Origin of the sequence: Pseudofrankia sp. EUN1h (assembly GCF_001854645.1) — a bacterium.
GTDB lineage: Bacteria > Actinomycetota > Actinomycetes > Frankiales > Frankiaceae > Pseudofrankia > Pseudofrankia saprophytica.
This window is the reverse complement of sequence record NZ_MBLN01000061.1, coordinates 169,607-189,245: the sequence shown is the minus strand read 5'-3', so window position 1 is coordinate 189,245 and position 19,639 is coordinate 169,607. Positions and strand designations below refer to the sequence as shown.

The window sequence follows — 19,639 nt, the reverse complement described above, 5'->3', positions numbered from 1 at the left end:
ACAATGATCGAGTCCACGCCGAGTCCACAGACACCCGCTCACAGCCACCTCTAGCCGGCCACGACCGGACACCCAGCGTCACGGAGATCGCTCCAGCCGCCGAGCTCCCCTACGGTGATTTTGGCCTCTGACCAGCACAGACGCCCCGCCAATCAGCCCTTCAGCAGCTGCCGGGCCATCACTACCCGCTGGATCTGGTTGGTGCCTTCGTAGATCTGGGTGATCTTGGCGTCGCGCATCATCCGTTCGACGGGGAAGTCGCGGGTGTAGCCGGCGCCGCCGAAGAGCTGGACGGCGTCGGTGGTCACCGACATCGCCGTGTCGGAGGCGAAGCATTTGGCGGCGGCGGTGATGAAGCCGAGGTTCGGCTCGCCGCGCTCGGCCCGGGCGGCGGCGACGTAGACCATGTGCCGCGCCGCCTCCACCCGCATCGCCATGTCCGCGAGCATGAACGCCACGGCCTGGTTGTCGGCGATCGGCCGGCCGAACTGCTTGCGGTCCTTCGTGTAGGCGATCGACGCGTCCAGCGCTCCCTGGGCGATGCCGACCGCCTGCGCGCCGATCGTCGGGCGGGTGTGGTCGAGGGTGGCCAGCGCGGTGCGCAGGCCGGTGCCGGGGGCGCCGATGATCCGGTCGCCGGGGATCCGGCAGTCGGTGAAGTGGATCTCCCGGGTCGGCGAGCCCTTGATACCGAGCTTGCGTTCCTTGGAGCCGACCTCGAAGCCCGGGTCGTCCTTGTGCACGACGAACGCCGAGATCCCGTCGACCTTGCGGGCCGCGTCCGGATCGGTCACCACCATCACCGTGTACCAGGTCGAGATCCCGGCGTTGGTGATCCAGCACTTGGTGCCGGAAAGGATCCAGTCCGACCCGTCGCGGGTGGCGCGTGCCCGCATCGAGGCGGTGTCCGAGCCGGCTTCCCGCTCGGACAGGGCGTAGGAGACCATCGCCTCGCCGGCGGCGACCGACGGCAGCACCTGCTTCTTCAGCTCCTCCGATCCGGCGAGCAGGATCGGCATGGTGCCGAGCTTGTTCACCGCCGGGATCAGCGAGCTCGACGCGCAGCCGCGGGCGACCTCCTCGATCACGATGCAGGTCGCGACCGAGTCCGCACCCTCGCCGCCGTACTCGGCCGGGACGTGCACGGCGGCGAACCCGGCCCGGTTCAGCGCGTCGAGCGCCTCCTGCGGGAAGCGCTCGTGCTCGTCGACGTCCGCCGCATGCGGAACGATCTCGGACTCGACGAGGTCACGCACCGCCTCGCGCAGCGCGACGTGCTCGTCCGGCAGCCGGTACAGATCGAAACCGGAGTCCACCTTTGGCCTTCTTCCTGCCTCGCTCATGAAGCGCTCGCCGTGCCACCCGGGCGGCCCCCGCGACTCACGTCCCGCGGCGCCAGCCCTGGCCTTAGCCGCGGTAGTCGTGGAAGCCGCGACCGCTCTTCTTGCCAAGCAGACCCGCGTCCACCATCCGTGCGAGCAGCGGCGGCGACGAGTACAGCGGCTCCTTGAACTCGTCGTACATCGACTCGGCGACGGCCTTGACCGTGTCCAGGCCGATCAGGTCGGACAGCCGAAGCGGGCCCATCGGGTGGCTGCAGCCGAGCACCATGCCGTTGTCGATGTCGTCAGCCGAGGCGAAGCCGGACTCAAACATCCGGATCGCCGATAGCAGGTACGGGATGAGCAGCGCGTTCACCACGAAGCCGGCCCGGTCCTGCGACGAGATCACCTGCTTGCCGAGCAGGCCGGTGACGAAGGCCCGCGCGCTGTCCTTCGTGGCCTCGGTGGTCAGCAGCGACGGGACCAGCTCGACGAGCGGCATCACCGGCACGGGGTTGAAGAAGTGGATCCCGATGACCCGGTCGGGCCGGCTCGTCGCCATGCCCAGCTTCATGATCGGGATGGACGACGTGTTCGACGCGAAGATGGCCTCAGGGGTCGCGATGACCTTGTCGAGCGTCGAGAAGATCTCGGTCTTGAGCTGCTCGTTCTCGGCGATCGCCTCGATCACCAGCTGCCGGTCGCCGAAGTCACCCAGGTCGGTCGTGAAGGCCACCCGGCCCCAGGTCGCGTCCCGGTCCTCGGCGGACAGCTTGCCCCGCTTGACCGCCCGGTCCAGCGACGTGGCGACCCGCGACCGTCCGGCCTCCACCGCGCCGGCGTCGACCTCGCGTACCAGCACGTCGACGCCAGCCCGCGCGGCGATCTCGACGATGCCGGACCCCATCAGGCCACAGCCGACGACCCCCAGACGATCAACCGCCGGCAACTCGACCTGCTCGCCGTCCACCACGAGTCCTCCTCCGCTCGCGCGCCCTGCCTCGGGTTTCCGCGCTCATGCCGACCTGGCCCGGTCGTCCATCTTCCCTGTTAGGAAGACCGACTTTAGGACGTCCAGCCAAATGGGCTCGACGTCACCCCAGGGTGACCGTCCGGCGCGACCCGCCTGGTCCCATCCCCTCGAGAACCTGGTCCCATCCCCTCGAAGACCTGGCGCCCAATCCACCCTAGCCCCGGTCGACAGGACCGTCAGCCGCGTGGGCGAGCGCCCGAGGCTCCCCGCTCCGCGCCGCCGGCGTTTTCTCCGCCGCCGCCTCCGAAATCGGCGCGGGAGCCGGCGCGGGGGCGGAAGCCGGGTGTTCCAGCGCCCATGCGCAGATGGCGGCCAACGGCTCACGCAGGGTCAGGCCGAGGTCGGTGAGGGCGTACTCGACGTGCTGGGGCGCGGCCTGCCGGACCACGGTGCGGGCGACCAGCCCGTCCGACTCCATCCCGCGCAGCGTCTCGGTCAGCACCTTCTGGGTGATGCCCGGCAGCCGGCGGCGCAGCTCGGCGTGCCGCTGCGGCCCGGCGAGCAGGGCGTAGACGACCAGCACCCGCCACTTCGCCGCGAGCCGTTCCAGCGCCTGCCTGGTCGCGCAGGACTCCTCCAGCACGTCCGGGACCACGAGGGCCATTGACCGCTCCTCCGCCTTGGATCTGGGGCTCGACGTGCTCCAGCATCGCGCGGGCGCCGCGCCGGCGAGAAGCCGCACGGCCGCCACCGACGTCCGGCCGCTCCTGGTCCCACCGAGCCCGGCCCATGGGTACTTGAAAGTTCCGTATGGCCCGCGCCACCCGCCGCGTCCTACGGTGACGCCGCGGCGACTCCCACCGCTGATCCATACCGCCGCTTCCCAGCAGTTCGCGCCGGGTTCCGCCGGCCGCGTAGACGAGGACGCTGATGAGTTCCGCCCCGAGCACGGAGACCACCGACACCGCCCGCGTCGACACCGAGCTCATCGACGCCGAGCGCGTCGAGTTCGCCAGCGAGGGCCTCCCCCTCGTCGGCGAGCTTCGCCTGCCCGCCGCCGCTGCCGCGGGCGGCGATGCCGGCGATGCCGGCGGCGCCGGCGGCGCCGGCGCAGACCGTGCCGTTGGAGTCGTGCTGACCGGTCCGTTCACGGGGGTGAAGGAACAGGTCGTCGGCCGGTACGCCGATCGGCTCGCCGCCGCCGGATTCGCCACGCTCGCGTTCGACCATCGGGGATTCGGCGAGAGCGGCGGACGCCGTGGCCACGAGGACAGCCAGGGCAAGCTGGCCGACCTGCGGGCGGCCGTGGACCTGCTGGCCAGCCGGCCGGAGGTCGACGCGAAGCGGATCGCCGTCGTCGGCGTGTGCCTGGGTGGTGGCTACGCCGTCCGGGCGGCGGCGACCGACCCGCGGCTGCGAGCCGTGGCCGGCATCGCCGGCGCCTACAACAGCCCGGCGTGGTTCGCCGAGCGCATGGGGCTGCCCGCCTACCGGACGGCGCTCACGTCGTTCCTGGACGGCTATGACGAGCCGATGCCGGCGGTCGCGCCCGACGGCGGTGAGGCGGCGATGGGCGGCCCGGAGCCCTATGCGTACTACGGAACCGCACGCTCGGCGTCGCCGCACTGGCGCAACGAGGTCACCCGGGGCTCGCTGCACTCGCTGATGACGCTGGACGCTCTCAGCGCGGCCCCACTGCTGGCGAGCGTCCCGCTGCTCATCGTGCACGGCCGGGCCGACGACTACTGCTCCCCCGAGCTGGCCGCCGAGATGCACCGGCGAACCGCCGCCGCCACCAGTGCCGGCGCCGGCGCCGGCACTGGCACTGGCACTGGCACTGCTGAGATCGTCTGGCTCGACACCACGTCGCACATCGACCTCTACGACGTGGAGCCCTACGTCAGCGAGGCGGTCGCCGCCACCGCCGCCTTCCTGCGCCGCCACTGCTGAGCGCACCGCCCCGAACCGCTGCCCGGACGCGGCGGACACGGCGCTGGAGAGGCCGGGACGGGTCCAGGCCGGTGGACCTCAGGTCGCGGGCTTGACGGGGATGGAGGTGAGGGTCGCGAAGCCGGCGTTGAAGGCGGCGACCTCGTCGGCCGGGGTCTCGGTGGACGAGCAGTTCTGGCCGTTCGTGATGGCCGTGGACATGTCCGTCACCTTCGGCTCGGTGGCCAGCTCACGCTCACCACGGATCTTGGCGGTGCCGCAGTTCGGGATGTTCAGGTTCGGGATGGTGTCCAGCGCCGTGCCGGAGCCGGTGCCGGTGAACTCACCGCGGTGCTCCTTCACCCAGGCGACCACCAGGTCGGCGCCCTGCGTGTAGTCGTAGGTCGGCCCGAGGCCCATGCTCGAGGCGATCGACGGGATGCCACGGCTGGCGGCGGCCCTGGCGGCGCCGACGGTGCCGGACAGATCGACGAACGGGCCGAGGTTCTGGCCCTGGTTGATGCCGGAGACGACCAGGTTCGGCTTCACCCCGAGGGTGTCGAGGGCGACGTTGACGCTGTCCGCGGGGAAGCCGTCGACGGCGGTCGCGGCGGTGCCGCTGGCCGTGGTCGCGTCATGGTGCGCCGGCGGCTGGGGCGACGTCTTGCCGCCCGTCCCGCTCTGGTTGGTGGCGGGCGCGACGATCGTCACCGTCACCGCGGRCAACGCGGCTAGGGCCTTCGCGACGGCGTCGATGCCGGCGGCGCCGACACCGTCGTCGTTGGTCACCAGAATGGTGAGGGGCGCGGGCGCGGCGCTGGTCGCCACCGCGGGGGCGCTCGTCGCCGCGATGGGCGCATCGTCATCGCCTCCGCCGCCACAGGCCGCTGCGCCGACGAACAGCACGCCCGCGGCCCCGGCCGCCAGCCCCGTGCGCGCCAGAGCCCGCCATCCACCGACCATCGCCGCATCCTCCTCACCTGAGGTCCGGCGACCCGATGACCGGCCGGACTCGCCGTCACCGCCCGGCTTGGAGCGCCGTAGGCGGAGCAGCGGGCGCCATTTTTACCATCGTGGGGGGTCGATGGACAGAGCGGACCAAGATGTCACCTCCCGCTCGTCCGCCGTTCAGGCCCGGTCCCGCCGAGCCGCGGGGAGCCGAGCACGCACAGGCTCGGAAGGCGCCTACAGGCGCAGCTACAGGTGCAACAGGAAGGACCAGCCGGCGCAGGTGAGGATCGAGGCGGGGACGCCGACGCCGACGAGCATGCTCGGCAGCGGCGTCGCCAGGTCGTGCCGGGACGCCATCAGCGCGGCGGCGACCATCGGCGGCATCGTGGCCTCGAACAGGGCCACCTGCAGCGCCCGGTCACCCAGGGCGCCGAACAGCGCGTAGCCCGCTATCACCACGGCCGGCGCGACCAGCAGCTTCACCGTGAGGCCGACGGCCAGCTCGCGCCGCCACCGCCGGGCGGCGCTCACCTCCAGCTGCAGGCCGATCGCGAACAGCGCCAGCGGGGTGAGCGTGTCGCCCAGCCGGGTGAGCACCTCGGTCAGCCAGCCCGGGTAGCCGACGGGCCGCAGCGCGAGCCCGGTGACCAGGGCGAGCAGCGGTGGCGCGGTCAGGATCCGGCGGGCGATCTCGCGCGGCACCACCCGGGCCCCGTCCGCCGCGGCGACAGCGACCAGCGTGGTCACGACGGTGTTGAGCAGGACGAACGAGCCGAGCTGGTCGACGATCACGGCGATCGGCACGTCGTCCGCGCCGAAGAACGCGGTCACCATCGGGATGCCGACGAAGGACGTGTTCGCCACGGCCGTCGTGGCGATGAGCGCGTAGACCACCTCTCGGCCCAGTCGCAGCGGCCGGGCGAGGAGCAGGTACAGGGCGACCGTGAGGGCGAACAGCAGGTAGGGGACGGCGACGACGGCGACGATGCTGCCGGGGAAGTGGACCTCGTGCATCACCCGCAGCGCGAGCGCGGGCAGCGCGATGTTGAGCACCCAGAACGTGACGGCGTGCTGCGCGTCCGCCCCGACCTTCCCCGTGCGTCGGCAGGCGACCCCCGCCGCGAGGCCCGCCAGCAGGACGACAAGGGCGGACACGGACGACCATGCTCCCGGCCTGTGGCGACGCAGGAACGGGTGCGGGCGCGGATGTGGGTGGACTCACCCGCCAACCGCGCCCACACCGTCACCCAGCGCTACGGCTACCGCGCCTGGCCGCCACTTCCACGCCGTGGGAAGCGCAGGCGCAGGGTGGTCTCACGGCCGAGGGAGACAGCCCCCGGCAGGCGCAGGGTCGTCTCACCGGCGGGTGCGGCGACGGGCGCCGACCGGGCCGCCGGGACCGCTGCCCCCGACGCCTGGGCGGGAGCGGACCGGCCGGAGGCCCATTTCGGCCGCCGGCGCTGGACGGGCCGCTCGAGCAGGTAGTACGACGCCGCGGCGAGGCCGATCGCCAGCAGGCCGGCGACCACCGTCGCCGGGCCTCGGCCGAGCCGTGCCACCAGCTTGTCGCCCGCGAACCCGGTGACGGGGAAGTGCCACAGGTAGAAGCCGTAGGAGATCCGGCCGAGCCAGGCGAGCGGGCCGCACCCGATCGCCCGGAAGAGCCACGCGGGCCGGCCCTGGTCCAGCGCGAGGATCAGGGCGGCGGCGAGCAGCGCGACTCCGGTGTAGCCACCGCGATCCATGATCGTCGTACGTGCGCCGTTCTCGGGCACGGTCAGCACGAGCACGGCGAGCGCGATCAGCGCGAGCGGCCCGGCGACCGGCAGCGCGGCCAGGATCCGCGCGAGCACCCGCTCCCCGGTGCCAGCGGCGGTGCCGGTGCCAGCGGCGGTGCCGGTCGCGACACCCGGGGCGCCATCGGCGCGTGACCCGCGCGCCCGAGCTTCCAGCCGCGACGCGCGCAGCCAGGCCGCGAGCGCGCAACCGATCAGCAGGCTGTCCGACCGGGTGTCCAGCGCGAAGTAGGTCCGGTTGCCGGACGTGCCGAGGTCGGCCAGCGCGGCCCGCCAGACGGCGACGGCGACCGCCCCGCCGAGCAGGATCGCGGGCAGCCGGCGGGCGAGCGCCTCGCGGCGGCAGATCGCGACCAGCACGACCGGCCACAGCAGGTAGAACTGCTCCTCCAGCGACAGCGACCAGACATGCCCGAACCAGGCACCGCCGGAGTCGGGCCGAAACACCCGGAAGTAGTCGTTGACGTAGAGCAGGGAGGTGACGGCGTTGTCGAGAAAGTCGAGCTGGTCGGCGCGGGTCTTGAGCAGCACGACCAGGACGGCGCCGATCACGACGAACGCGTAGTACGCCGGCATCAGGCGGAAGGCACGCCGGACGTAGAACGCCTTCAGCGAGATGCCGCCCGTCCGGTCCCGCTCGGCGAGAAGCAGGCCGGTGATCAGGAAACCGCTGAGTACGAGGAAGACGTCCACCCCGAGGTAGCCACCGCCGAGTGCGGCCATGTGGTAGCAGAGCACGCACAGGACCGCGATGGCGCGCAGCCCGTCGAGCGCCGGGTTGTAGCCGCCTGGCCGGGTGCCACCCCGCGCCTCACCGCCCCGGCCGACGTCACCAGCCGGGGCGCCCTGGCTGGTCCGACCGTCCTGGCTGGTCCGACCGTCCTGGCCCGCGGAGGTGCTCCGCCGGTCGGGCCGCCCGCCCGGCCCACCGCGCCGCCGCGTCACCGCCGCGGTCATCGCGCCCGCCGGTGCCGCGTGCCGGTGCCGCGGGTTCCCGCCGGGCTCCGGCCAGGGCGGCGGGCCCGACGGCGGCGGCGCGGCCGGCCAGGGCACAGGAATGCCCCCGGTGTCACCGAGATCCTCCAGACCGATGTCGACGAATGCCGACGAGCCGGCTCCAGAGGAACCACCCAAGGAACTATCAATACGGCCGAGATCCTGAAGACCGTCATGGCCCAGATCCCGAAGACCGTTATCTACAGCGGAGTACTGGTTGGATTCCACATCCGTGTAGATTTGATCTCGAGCCGCATTTTGCCCGGCGGGCCCCTCCCCTGGTTCGCGCATATTCGCCCCCACGCGCCGCTCTTCCAGTCGCCAGCCGTCAGCCCGATCGGCCGCCCCCGGCCAGCCCATTTCATTGAGTTGATTCTGTGCGCAGAGGTTCCGCACAGACGGTTCACAGTAGCGGCACATGCGGTGCGCACCCGGGTGCGGTGGACGGCGATTCGAGGACGTCACCCGGAGTTAACAGAAACGCGAAGAGGCGATCTGGCGGCCAACACGAAGCGTCGTTAGTCGACCACGTAGCCAACAGATTCCTCACCCAAAGTGAAGAACCTGGCACACAAAGCGGCAACGAAGAGTCCACCGTCGGCCATGACCGACGGGCATCACCGTTCGTCCACCAGCGATCCCTTGGCCGGCGGCGAATCGCCCGGTCGAATCCTCGCCCTCCCCGAGACGGGGCGTAGCGATGGAATCGTCAGGAGGCGCCGTCGGCGGCGGTCAGCTCGTCGACGAGACCGTCGATCAGCCGGGCCTGCTCCAGGTCGAGGAAGGTGACGCCGCCGGCGTCATGGGTCGCGAGCGCGAACGTGACCCGCCGCCAACGGATGTCGATGTCCGGGTGGTGGTTCATGCCCTCGGCCACCTCGGCGACCTGCYGGACCAGCTCGACGCCGGCGAGGAAGGTCGGCGCCGTCACCGTGCGGCGGATCGCCCCGTCCACCAGCGACCAGGCGGGCAGCCCCCGCAGCCCTTCGGCGATCTGCTCGGCGGACAGCGCGTCGGGAACGTCGGCCATCGCGGACTCCTCCCGCTGACACCCGGAATGGCGACCTGGAACGGGTCTCGGGACCCCAGGACTGCGCCGTAGGTGCGCGACCACAAGGTACGCCAGGACCCGGCGCGCGGACCGGCCATCGGCGCGTCGGCCCGAGCCGGCCCACTACTTGATGCAGCGCCCGGTGGCCGAGACCGGCGCCTGGGTGTAGTACGGCGTGGGCGCCGCCGTGGCGCCGCTGGACGACCCGCCCGTCGCGGCGGCGATGACGGTCGTGTCGCCGTCGGCGATGTCCTGCCCGACGACCAGGGTGATCCCGCCGGCGGCGGCCCCGCCCGCGCTCGTGTCGGCCGTGGCACTCGCGGCCGCGCTCGCCGGGAGCTCGGCCGGCACGGCCTGAGCGCCGGGGATGTCCGCGAGCAGCCGGCTGCCGGCGGCGGCGTCGGCCGCGGGATAACGGATCTCGGTGCGGGCCAGGTCCCGGCTGTCGGCGGTGTCGACCTTGACCACCTGATACCCGGCCGCGCGCAGCTTGCTCGCCACCGTCGAGGCCGCCCCGGCCTTGCGGCTGCCGTTCAGGACGGTCACCTGGACCTGGCTCGGAGCCAGCGTCGGGCTGGCGGCGGGAGTCGGGGTCGGTGGCTCGCCGCCCGCGGCGGTGTCGCTCTCGGCGACGATCTGATGGAAGAAGCCGCGCACCATCGCGGGGTCGTAGAGCGCGTAGTAGGCCTGCCCGTTGCCTCCGGTCGCGCCGGACAGCGGGATCGTCGTGAACTGCACCTGGCCGGTGCTCAGTCCCTGCATCCGCTCGGCCAGCGCCCTCAGATCCGTCAGATCGGTCTCCGAGTCGACCACCATCGAGCTGGTGACGGCGTTCAGGAGGCCGGTGACCTTGCCCGGGCTGGTGAGCAGGCCGGTGCTCTTGGCCTTGCGGAAGACGGCGGCGAGGAAGGCCTGCTGGCGCTGGATCCGGGAGTAGTCGCCGTTGGCGAAGCCGTGCCGCTGGCGGACGAAGGCGAGGGCGTTGTCGCCCGTCAGCACGTTCGTCCCCTCCTGGCCGACGAACCCGGACATCGGGTCGTTGAGGTTGGTCGACCGGTGGCCGTTCTCGGACACGTACTCACTGAAGCGGTCCTTGACCAGGCAGACCTCGACGCCACCGAGCACGGTGCTCATCTGCCGGAAGCCGTTGAAGTCGATCTCCGCGAAGTGGTCGATCCGCAGGTCGCTGATGTTCTCCAGGGTGCGCAGCAGCAGCGCGGGCCCGCCGAGGTTGAACGCCGTGTTGACCCGGTCCTTGCGCGCGGAGTGGCGCTTGCCCTTGGAGTCGGTGTAGGCCGGGATGGTCACCTTCAGGTCACGCGGGATGGAGACCAGCGTCGTCTTCCCGTTCGACCCGAGGTAGGCGATCATCATCGTGTCCGAGCGGGCGCCGCCGACCTCGGCCGCGTCCGAGCCGGTCCGCACGTCCGAGCCGACCAGGAGCCAGACCTCGTTGCCATGCGCGACCCGCGGCGGGCGGGTGCCCTCGACGTCGCCGTCGCTCAGGTCGGTCCTGTCCACCCGCGAGTCGTAGTACTTCGTCGCGCCGTAGCCGAGACCGATGACGAGGAACAACGCGCAGGACACGATCGCCGCGAGCCCGAGGAAGAGCGCTCCGAACAGCCCGCGGCGGCGGCGCTCGTCGTTCGGCCCGCGGGGGCTCAGCCCAGGCGGAAGGTCCGAGTCGTCGCCGCCGTCGCCAGCGCCGGTCTCGGCTTCGTGGTCCGGCCCGGCRCCCGGGCCCTCGGGCGCCGCGCCCGCGTCGTCGGCGAGGGCAGGCTCGTCGGCCAGGCCGACACCCTCGGCGCCAGCCGTGGCGACGGCGACGGCGACGGCGCCCGCGCCCGCAGCGTGGGCATCGGCCGCGACCGGCTCCGCGACCGCGGCGGGCCTGGCGAGCAGGTCCGGCCGGGTGGACGCGCCGCGCGCTGACCTGGAGCCGCCCTGGGCTAGGCCGCGGCGCGGGCGTGGGAGGGCGGTCGTGGCCGGCGCGTCGACGGGGCGTTCCCGCGTCTCGGCGTCCGCCGTCGCGGCCGGCTCCTGCTCCCCTTCGGGACCGCCGGCCAGGCGCGCGAGCCGCGCCCGCGGCGAGAGCCGCTCCTGGGCGAGGGCTGCCCCGCCCGGGGGCGGGGGCGCGGCACCGGCCGCCTCGGCACCATCGGCCAGGCCCGCCGCCGCGGCGTCAGGCGCGACTCGCCCGTCCCTGGCCCCGGGCGACCCATCGGACCGAGCAGTCGCCACTGGCGGGATCCAGCCTCCGAGCCGCAGGGTGCCGCCGGGGGCGCGGCCGTGGGAGCGGCTCGCGCGGCCATGGGCGACGGATGAATTCGCTCGACGTTCGTAAGTCGCTCAACACGACTACAACGCGACTGTACCGACTGTAGCCGCCGGTGAAACGTCCCAAACGGGAACAGCCCGGTCGTGCCCTGTGCCCGCAGGGGGCTGGCGGGCTGCCCCACCTGGAGACAGCGCACCGACCACCCGACGGAGAGTGACCGGATCGTTCCGGCGGGCGGCGGCGGGCGGCCGGTGGCCGGGCGCCCGCCGCCGCCGCGGGTACTGGCGGGAGTACTAGCGGCGACGCCCCAGCGAGGCGCGCAGGTACTCCTTGTTGAGCCGGGCGATGCTCGCCTGCGGGATGCCCTTCGGGCAGGCGTTGGTGCACTCTCCGGTGTTGGTGCAGCCGCCGAAGCCCTCGACGTCCATCTGCTCGACCATGCTCACGACCCGGGACTCACGCTCCGGCTGGCCCTGCGGCAGCACGTTGAGGTGCGAGACCTTGGCCGAGACGAACAGCATCGACGAGCCGTTGGGGCAGGCGGCGACGCAGGCGCCGCAGCCGATGCACTCGGCGTTCTCGAATGCGAGGTCCGCGTCCGGCTTCGGCACCAGCTGGGTGTTCGCCTCGGGCGCGCTGCCGGTGGTGACGCTGACGTAGCCGCCTGCCTGGATGATCCGGTCGAACGCCGACCGGTCCACCATCAGGTCCTTGACCACCGGGAACGCCGCCGACCGCCACGGCTCGATGACGATGGTGTCGCCGTCGGAGAACGTGCGCATGTGCAGCTGGCAGGTGGTGGTCAGGGTCTGCGGACCGTGCGGCGCGCCGTTGACCACCATGCCGCAGGCGCCGCAGATGCCCTCGCGGCAGTCGTGGTCGAAGGTGACCGGGATGTCCCCGTCGAGGATGAGCTTCTCGTTGAGGACGTCGAGCATCTCCAGGAACGACATCTCGGGGCTGACGTCGTCCAGCACGTAGTCGACGAGCGTGCCCTTCGCGTCGGGACCGCTCTGCCGCCAGATGCGCAGGGTGAGTTTCATGCGTAGCTCCGCTGGGCGAGGTGCACTTCGTCGAACTCGAGGGCTTCCTTGTGCAGCACGGGCGGGCTGCCGACGCCGGTGAACTCCCAGGCGGCCGCGTAGGCGAAGCCGTCGTCGTCGCGCAGCGCCTCACCGTCCGGCGTCTGGCTCTCCTCCCGGAAGTGGCCGCCGCAGGACTCGGCGCGGTGCAGCGCGTCCAGGCACATCAGCTCGCCGAACTCGATGAAGTCCAGGATCCGGTTCGCCTTCTCCAGCGACTGGTTGAGCTCGTCGCCCGTGCCCGGCACCTTGACCCGCGACCAGAACTCCTCACGCAGCTCGCCGATGCGGGCCAGCGCCTTGCGCAGGCCGGCGTCGTTGCGGGCCATGCCGCAGTTGTCCCAGAGCAGCTCGCCGAGCTCCTTGTGGAAGGAGTCCGGGGTCCGGTCGCCGTTCACGGCGAGCAGCCTCTCGAGCCGCTCGGCGCTCTCGGTGTGCGCCGCGACCGCCTCGGGAGCGGACGCGTCGACCGGGGCCAGCTTGGTCGACGCCAGGTAGTTGCCCAGCATGGGAGGCAGGACGAAGTAGCCGTCCGCGAGGCCCTGCATGAGCGCCGACGCGCCGAGGCGGTTCGCGCCGTGGTCGGAGAAGTTCGCCTCGCCGATCACGAACATGCCGGGGATCGTCGACTGCAGGTCGTAGTCGACCCACAGCCCGCCCATCGTGTAGTGGATCGCCGGGTAGATCCGCATCGGGACCTTGTACGGGTTCTCGCCGGTGATCCGCTGGTACATGTCGAACAGGTTGCCGTACTTCTCGCGGACGCTGGCCTCGCCCAGACGCCGGATCGCGTCGGCGAAGTCCAGGTACACGCCGAGCCCGCCGGGGCCGACGCCGCGGCCCTCGTCGCAGACGTTCTTGGCCGCGCGCGACGCGATGTCACGCGGGACCAGGTTGCCGAACGCCGGGTAGATCCGCTCGAGGTAGTAGTCGCGCTCGTCCTCGGGGATCACGTCGGGGCTGCGGGTGTCGCCCGCGTTCTTCGGCACCCAGATCCGGCCGTCATTACGCAGCGACTCGCTCATCAGGGTGAGCTTCGACTGGTAGTCGCCGGAGCGCGGGATGCAGGTCGGGTGGATCTGGGTGTAGCACGGGTTGGCGAGGTACGCGCCGCGCTTGTGTGCCCGCCAGATCGCGCTCGCGTTGGAGTTCATGGCGTTCGTCGACAGGTAGAACACGTTGCCGTAGCCGCCGGTGGCGAGCACCACCGCGTCGGCCAGGTAGGTCGAGACCTCGCCGGTGACCAGGTCGCGGGCGACGATGCCGCGGGCCCGGCCGTCGATGACGACCAGGTCGAGCATCTCGGTACGGGCGTGCATCTCGACGTTGCCGGCGTCGATCTGCCGCGACAGCGCCTGGTAGGCGCCGAGCAGCAGTTGCTGGCCCGTCTGGCCCCGGGCGTAGAAGGTGCGCTGTACCTGGACCCCGCCGAACGAGCGGGTGTCGAGCAGGCCCGAGTACTCGCGGGCGAACGGGACGCCCTGGGCTACGCACTGGTCGATGATCTGGACCGAGACCTCGGCGAGCCGGTGCACGTTCGACTCGCGGGCCCGGAAGTCGCCGCCCTTGATCGTGTCGTAGAACAGCCGGCGGACCGAGTCACCGTCGTTGCGGTAGTTCTTGGCCGCGTTGATGCCGCCCTGCGCGGCGATCGAGTGCGCCCGGCGCGGCGAGTCCTGGAAGCAGAACTGGATGACGTGGTAGCCCTGCTCGGCCAGCGTCGCGCCAGCGGAGCCGCCTGCGAGCCCGGTGCCGACGACGATGACGCGGTGCTTGCGGCGGTTGGCCGGGTTGACCAGCTTCGCCTCGAACTTGCGCCGGCTCCAGCGGGTCTCGATCGGGCCGTCCGGGGCGGCCTTGTCGACGAGGTCCGAGCCGAGGGTGTATCCGAACGTGTCAGACATGCTCAATCCACCAAACCGGCCATGACGGCGATCGGGACAGACAGGAAGCCGAGCGTGATCACGACGGCGAGGACCCCGGCGGTCGCCTTGTAGGCGGTGGCCCGGGTCGCGCTGGTGACGGCACCGAGGGTGCGCGCCGCGCTCCAGAAGCCGTGCGCGATGTGCAGGCAGAGGGCGAGCATCGCGACGATGTAGGCGAGCGCGATGTACCAGTGCGAGAAGTCCGCGACGACGTTGTCGTAGGCCTCGCCCTCGACCCCGTTCGGGTTCGCGACCAGCGCGGTCAGGTCGAGGATGTGGTAGATCACGAACAGGCCGATGATGATGCCGCCGAAGCGCATCGTGTTGGTGGCGTAGCTCGCGGTCGGGCGCAGCCGGTGGGCGTACTTCGCCGGGCGAGCCTTGAGGTCCCGCCTGCTCAGCTGGTAGGCGCTGATCGCGTGCAGCGCGATGGCGACCAGCAGCACGAAACGCTGGATCCAGAGGAACCAGGCGTTGTGCAGAACCGGGCTGCCGATCGTCCGCAGCCAGTGGGCATACGAGTCGAACTCGTCCCTTCCAAAGAAAATCTTGAGGTTGCCCGCCATATGGAGGATCAGGAAGAGCAACATGATGATGCCTGTGACGGCCATCACTGCCTTCTTGCCGATGTTCGACCGCCAGAGGGTCGTCACGGCCGAGGTGCGCCCTACCTGGGTCGCCGGAGTCGCTACTGCCACGAATGAGCAACGTACGGACCGTCAAGCCCCCGGTCCAAGACATGAAAGTGCTCGTGTCAATAGTCGAGGACTATCGTCTGGGCGTGCAGTTGCATCAGCTCGCTTACTTCGTCGCTGTGGCCGAGACAAAACACTTCACCAGGGCCGCTACACGCGTTCACGTAGCCCAGCCGTCACTGTCCGCACAGATCCGGGCGTTGGAGACCGAGCTTGGAAGCCCGCTGTTCAACCGGGCTAGGGGGAATATCACACTGACCGCGGCCGGCGAGGCGCTGCTACCGCTGGCCCGGCGGATCCTCGCCGATACCGACACCGCCCGCCGCGAGGTCCAGGAGCTGACCGACCTGCGCCGCGGGAAGGTCCGCGTCGGCGCCACCCCGAGCCTGTGCACCGGGATGCTGCCCGAGGTGCTGCGGTTGTTCCGCCAGCGCTACCCAGGCATCCAGCTGCTCGTCGAGGAGGGCGGCTCGCGCGACCTGGTCGGCGAGCTCGCCGTCGGCGCGCTCGACCTCGCGCTGATCATCCTTCCGTTGCAGGGCAGCGACCCGGCGCTGGCGACGACGCCGCTGCTGCGGGAGGACCTCGTCGTCATCTCCTCCCCCGACGGCCCGCCGCCGGTGCGGGGTGCCCTGATGGCGGTGGGCGATCTGCGCGACCGGCCGATGGTGATGTTCCGCCGGGGCTACGACCTGCGTGACTTCACGGTGGGCGCGTGCCGGGCGGCCGGGTTCGAGCCACGGTTCGCCGTCGAGGGCGGGGAGATGGACGCCGTGTGCGGGTTCGTGATGGCCGGTCTCGGGATCGCCGTCATCCCGAGCATGGTGGCCTTCCGCCAGCCGCTGCGGACGACGCCGTTCGCCCCGCCCGGCCTACACCGCACGATCGGCCTGGCGCACCGGCGCGACGTCGAGCCGCCGCGGGCAGCCCGCGAGCTGCGCGCGACCCTCGTCGACTTCGTCGCCAACGCCGCCGCGGCCGACATGCTCCCCCCGGGCGTCCGCCCGGCCCCGAACATCCATCGCGGGGCCGCGGCGGTCGACCTGGTCCCCGAGGTGGTCGGCGGCCCGTCGGACGCCCTCGGACACGCGGGCCCTGACCAGGACCGCCACTAGCCAGGATCGCCGCTGCGGACGACCGGCATGAGGACGTAGCGGAAGCCGTCGTCGTCCTTGCCGGTGAGGATGGCCGGCGAGCTGGCTGCCTCGGCCGGGTCGGTGGAGGCGAAGCCGATCGTCACCTCGTCGCCGTCGATCGCGCCCAGCCCGTCCAGCAGGTACCCGGGGTTGTACCAGGCCACCAGGTCGGGTCCGTAGTAGTCGATCGGCACCGAGTCGGTGGCCGAGGCGAGGCCCAGCGGGCCGGAGTCGGTCTCGGCCGTGGTGCCCGCGTCGGGGCCGACGTCGGCGGTGAGGGTGCCCCCCGAGAGCGTGACGCGCACGACCGGGCCGGTGCGCGGCGCGACGACGGACACCCGGCGGATCGCGGCGGCCAACGGAGCGATCTGGGCGCTCGCGACCAGTGGGACCGAGTCGGGGAACAGCCGCCGGTAGTGCGGGAACGCGCCCTCGACGAGCCGGACCACCACCCGGCGCGACCCGGTCGACAACCCGAACCGCGGGCCGCTGTCGTCGTCGGCGCCGAGGCCGAGCGCGAGCCGGGAGGCCGCGGTGGGGATGCGGACGAGATCGGAGAGGATCCGGGCGGGCACGTGCGCCACCGCCTCGGGCGCCCGTACCGACGGCTGCCACGGGATCGCGCGCACCGCGAGGCGGTAGCGGTCGGTGGCGACCAGCGTGAGGCCCCGACCGGTGAGCTCGAGGCGCAGTGCCGTGAGCACCGGGAACGTCTCGTCCCTGGCCGCCGCCGGGGCGACCTGGCTGACGGCGGCGGCGAAACCAAGCGTGTCCACCTGGCCGACCGGAGGGGGGAACGCGGGCAGCGCCGGGTAGTCGTCCAGCGGCAGGGTCGGCACCCGGTAGTGGGCGCCGGCGGCGCGGACCAGCAACCAGCCCTCGTCGACGGTGAGCCGCACCGACTCGTCGGGCAGGCTGCGCACGATCTCGGCGACCAGCCGGCCGGGCAGCAGCGCCCTTCCGGGCACCGCCGCGGCCACGTCGACGGTCGCGGTCACGGCCACCTGGTAGTCGAACGCGGACAGCGTCAGCTGGTCCGCGGCGTCCACCAGCAGGCCGCCGCCCACCGCCGACCCGGGCGCCGTCCGCGCCGGCAGATGGCGCGCCACCCAGCCGGCGGCCTCCGCGAACTCCGCGCGCGGCACCGTCAGCCTCACGACGTCAACCTCACGACGTCATCCTCATGGTGCCGTCCTCACGCTGCCATCCTCACCGGGCTGTCATCACGACTGGGCTGTCATCACGCAGCCAACCTCAGAGCGGCCGCCGTCAAGCTGACCGTCATGGTGAAATTCTGACGCGTCACGAGCCGATTTCCCGGTATATCGCCCGTGTCGCCGGCAGTACACGGTGACCACGCTGCGCCACCGCGCTCACCTCGCTCACCCAGCGCGCTCCCACCACGCCCGCCAGAGCGGTGGATCCGCACTCGCGGCCTCGGCCGTCGCTCGCCGGGAGCCCACCGAGAGCAGCCGGAGGCGACGGAACGCGGGCCGACGACCGCCGACCGACGATCGGGAACGGTCGCCATCGAAGGCTCTGATCGTGGTCCCCCCGATCGACCAGTTCCACTCCTCAATCACAGCGTGGAAGCTGACAGAAGCCAAAGGACTACCACCAGAGACCCACTTGACGGCCCTCTGCCATCACGATCCCAACAGATCCGCACCGCGATGGCGCGATTCGGGCCATTGTGAGGGACGTGAGGACGAGCCTGGACCACCCGTCCCGATCCCTGACCCACCAGCCCTCTGATCGCCGAACTTCGGATCGGCGGTCTCGGGACCATCGGCCTCCGGGCCACCGGGACGCGAGCCACCGGCCCGGGCGCCGGCGCCGGGCGCGGGCCCTCGCGGCCCTGTTCCTCGCCGCCGTGGGCGCCCTCGTCGGCTGCGGGACGTCCAGCGAGACCGGCTCGGCGCAGGTGGGCGGCGCGTGCGGATCACCCGGCGTCACCGCCGACAAGGTTCGGCTCGGCCTGCTCTTCCCGGACTCCGGCAGCGCGCAGTCGCTGTTCGGTCCGTTCCGCGCCGGGGTGGACGCCCGGCTCGGCGTCGCCAACGCCGCCGGCGGCGTCCACGGCCGACAGGTGATCTACGACTGGGAGGACGACGCGTCGGACCCGAAGACGAACCTCGCCGGCGCGGCGACGCTGGTCGATCGAGGAGTGTTCGCCGTCCTCGAGTCCACCTCGGCGTCCAGCGGATCTGCCGAGTTCCTGCACAGCAGGGGCATACCGGTGACGGGAACATCGCTGGAGGAGCCCTGGACCGTCTACGACAACATGTTCAGCTACTCGAACCTGCTGTCCGACTCGGGATCGGTGTCCACCTACGGCGATTTCGTGGCCGAACACGGCGGGCACAGCGCGGTCATGGTCGTCTCCCAGTTCACCGAGACATCGCTGGACTTCGCCGCCGAACTGACCGCGAGCCTGAAGGCGGCTGGCATCCCGGTGGTCGCCACCGTGGACGCGACGGCACCGATCAACTTCGAGGGTCTCGGCCGCAAGATCAAGGACAGCGGCGCGGACGTCCTCATCGGCGCCGTCACCGGCAGCTCGTTCGGGCAGGCCGTGCTCGCCGCCCGCGGCGCCCAGGCGAACCTCCAGGTGATCCTCTCGCCGGCGGGCTACGACGAGCGGATGCTCAACGTGTTCAAGGGGATCATCGCGGGCGCCTACTTCGTCGCTGACTTCCTGCCGTTCGAGGCGGCCCGCCCGGCACACCGCGAGTTCCTGCAGGCGATGGCGCGGTATGCCCCCGAGACGCAGCCGGCCGGCCAGCAGGCGGCCCTGTCCGGTTGGATCTCGGCCGACATCATGCTGCGCGGCCTACAGGTCTCGGGCGACTGTCCGACCCGCGCCGGCTTCATCTCGGCGTTGCGGGCGGTGCGCGGCTACACCGCCGACGGCCTGCTCACGCAGCCGATTGACTTCCGGGCCGATTTCGGCAAACTCACCCGTTGTCTCGCTTTCGTCCAGGTCAACGCGGACGGAACGCGGTTCACCCCGGTGGACCCACTCCCCCGGTGCGGCCAGCCGGTGGCCCGATGACCCGGCCGACGTCTGGCACTACCTGGCACTACCTGGCACTACCCGGCACTACCCGGCACGTACGGTGCCCGGTTCGCCGATCGCCGAACGGGTCCGCGATCGGCGAACCGGGCCGAGGCTCGGAGCGAAGCCACGGAGACACAATCGGTGACGATGGAGTCACTGACCCTGCGTGGCGATCCCACGGCCGGGTGCGACCAAGCGCCGCCGGCCAGCGACAACCCGTCCGCAACCTCCGCTCGGTGACGCGGGTCACTCGCCCATCACCTCACGGACGGTGACCACAGCTCACCATCAGCCGACCCGACGAGCAACCACGCCACCCGCGATACACACCGCCCACCGACGGTCAAGCCACACCCAGCCCAAATCTCCGTCGTTACACGACCGACATGGAAGTGTCACCACACCGGAACGGGTAATGCGCAACCTGCCCCCTTGGGTCCCCTG

The 19,639-nt window shown here is 71.7% G+C and carries 15 protein-coding genes; 3 read left to right on the top strand and 12 right to left on the bottom strand.

Annotated features, from left to right (window positions below; translation table 11 throughout):
- Positions 1–152: 152 nt before the first annotated feature.
- From BCD49_RS22590 to BCD49_RS22580, 3 genes are all read right to left on the bottom strand, one after another.
- Positions 153–1,316, bottom strand: a complete 1,164-nt coding sequence (locus BCD49_RS22590; RefSeq protein ID WP_007514927.1) for an acyl-CoA dehydrogenase family protein — start codon at positions 1,314–1,316, stop codon at positions 153–155.
- Between the two features lie 91 nt (positions 1,317–1,407).
- A complete protein-coding gene (locus tag BCD49_RS22585) occupies positions 1,408–2,295 on the bottom strand; it encodes a 3-hydroxybutyryl-CoA dehydrogenase (protein WP_007514928.1) in 888 nt (295 codons plus the stop codon).
- A gap of 214 nt (positions 2,296–2,509) precedes the next feature.
- Positions 2,510–2,959, bottom strand: a complete 450-nt coding sequence (locus BCD49_RS22580; protein ID WP_007514929.1) for a winged helix-turn-helix transcriptional regulator — start codon at positions 2,957–2,959, stop codon at positions 2,510–2,512.
- Positions 2,960–3,225: 266 nt separating this feature from the next.
- Between BCD49_RS22580 and BCD49_RS22575 the strand changes: the two genes are divergently transcribed.
- Complete coding sequence (locus BCD49_RS22575) at positions 3,226–4,245, top strand: alpha/beta hydrolase (RefSeq protein WP_007514930.1); 1,020 nt, start codon at positions 3,226–3,228, stop codon at positions 4,243–4,245.
- A gap of 78 nt (positions 4,246–4,323) precedes the next feature.
- Here the strand turns inward: BCD49_RS22575 and BCD49_RS22570 are convergent, their stop codons facing one another.
- The 8 genes from BCD49_RS22570 to BCD49_RS22535 form a co-directional block, all read right to left on the bottom strand.
- Positions 4,324–5,187, bottom strand: a complete 864-nt coding sequence (locus BCD49_RS22570) for a 5'/3'-nucleotidase SurE (protein ID WP_071041869.1) — start codon at positions 5,185–5,187, stop codon at positions 4,324–4,326.
- A 234-nt stretch (positions 5,188–5,421) separates the two neighbouring features.
- Positions 5,422–6,330 (bottom strand): AEC family transporter, encoded by a 909-nt coding sequence (locus tag BCD49_RS22565; RefSeq protein WP_007514932.1) that lies wholly within the window; start codon positions 6,328–6,330, stop codon positions 5,422–5,424.
- A 104-nt stretch (positions 6,331–6,434) separates the two neighbouring features.
- Entirely contained in the window at positions 6,435–8,105 is a 1,671-nt protein-coding gene (locus tag BCD49_RS22560) for an acyltransferase family protein (RefSeq protein ID WP_241832377.1), read from the bottom strand.
- A gap of 571 nt (positions 8,106–8,676) precedes the next feature.
- The gene (locus tag BCD49_RS22555) at positions 8,677–8,997 is read right to left on the bottom strand and encodes a 4a-hydroxytetrahydrobiopterin dehydratase (RefSeq protein ID WP_071041867.1); all 321 of its coding nucleotides are present in this window, start codon (positions 8,995–8,997) and stop codon (positions 8,677–8,679) included.
- A 144-nt stretch (positions 8,998–9,141) separates the two neighbouring features.
- Entirely contained in the window at positions 9,142–11,259 is a 2,118-nt protein-coding gene (locus BCD49_RS22550) for an LCP family protein (protein ID WP_071041866.1), read from the bottom strand.
- Positions 11,260–11,589: 330 nt separating this feature from the next.
- Positions 11,590–12,339, bottom strand: a complete 750-nt coding sequence (locus BCD49_RS22545) for a succinate dehydrogenase/fumarate reductase iron-sulfur subunit (protein WP_007519571.1) — start codon at positions 12,337–12,339, stop codon at positions 11,590–11,592.
- Positions 12,336–14,282: a fumarate reductase/succinate dehydrogenase flavoprotein subunit gene (locus tag BCD49_RS22540; RefSeq protein ID WP_007519572.1), complete on the bottom strand. Its 1,947-nt coding sequence runs from the start codon at positions 14,280–14,282 to the stop codon at positions 12,336–12,338. Before BCD49_RS22540 ends, BCD49_RS22545 begins: the two co-directional genes overlap by 4 nt.
- Positions 14,283–14,284: 2 nt before the next feature.
- Positions 14,285–15,001 (bottom strand): succinate dehydrogenase cytochrome b subunit, encoded by a 717-nt coding sequence (locus tag BCD49_RS22535; RefSeq protein WP_083401627.1) that lies wholly within the window; start codon positions 14,999–15,001, stop codon positions 14,285–14,287.
- Between the two features lie 83 nt (positions 15,002–15,084).
- On the opposite strand from BCD49_RS22535, the gene BCD49_RS22530 reads away from it, so the two are divergent.
- Positions 15,085–16,113, top strand: a complete 1,029-nt coding sequence (locus tag BCD49_RS22530) for a LysR family transcriptional regulator (protein WP_035925324.1) — start codon at positions 15,085–15,087, stop codon at positions 16,111–16,113.
- On the opposite strand, the gene dnaN is transcribed toward BCD49_RS22530, so the two are convergent.
- Positions 16,110–17,291 carry a DNA polymerase III subunit beta gene (dnaN, locus tag BCD49_RS22525; RefSeq protein WP_007519578.1) on the bottom strand — a complete coding sequence of 394 codons (1,182 nt, stop codon included), beginning with the start codon at positions 17,289–17,291 and terminating at the stop codon, positions 16,110–16,112. The two genes, BCD49_RS22530 and dnaN, sit on opposite strands and share 4 nt — an antisense overlap.
- Positions 17,292–18,007: 716 nt before the next feature.
- On the opposite strand from dnaN, the gene BCD49_RS22520 reads away from it, so the two are divergent.
- Positions 18,008–19,189, top strand: coding sequence for an ABC transporter substrate-binding protein (locus BCD49_RS22520; RefSeq protein WP_007519579.1), 1,182 nt, complete (start codon positions 18,008–18,010; stop codon positions 19,187–19,189).
- Positions 19,190–19,639: the final 450 nt, after the last annotated feature.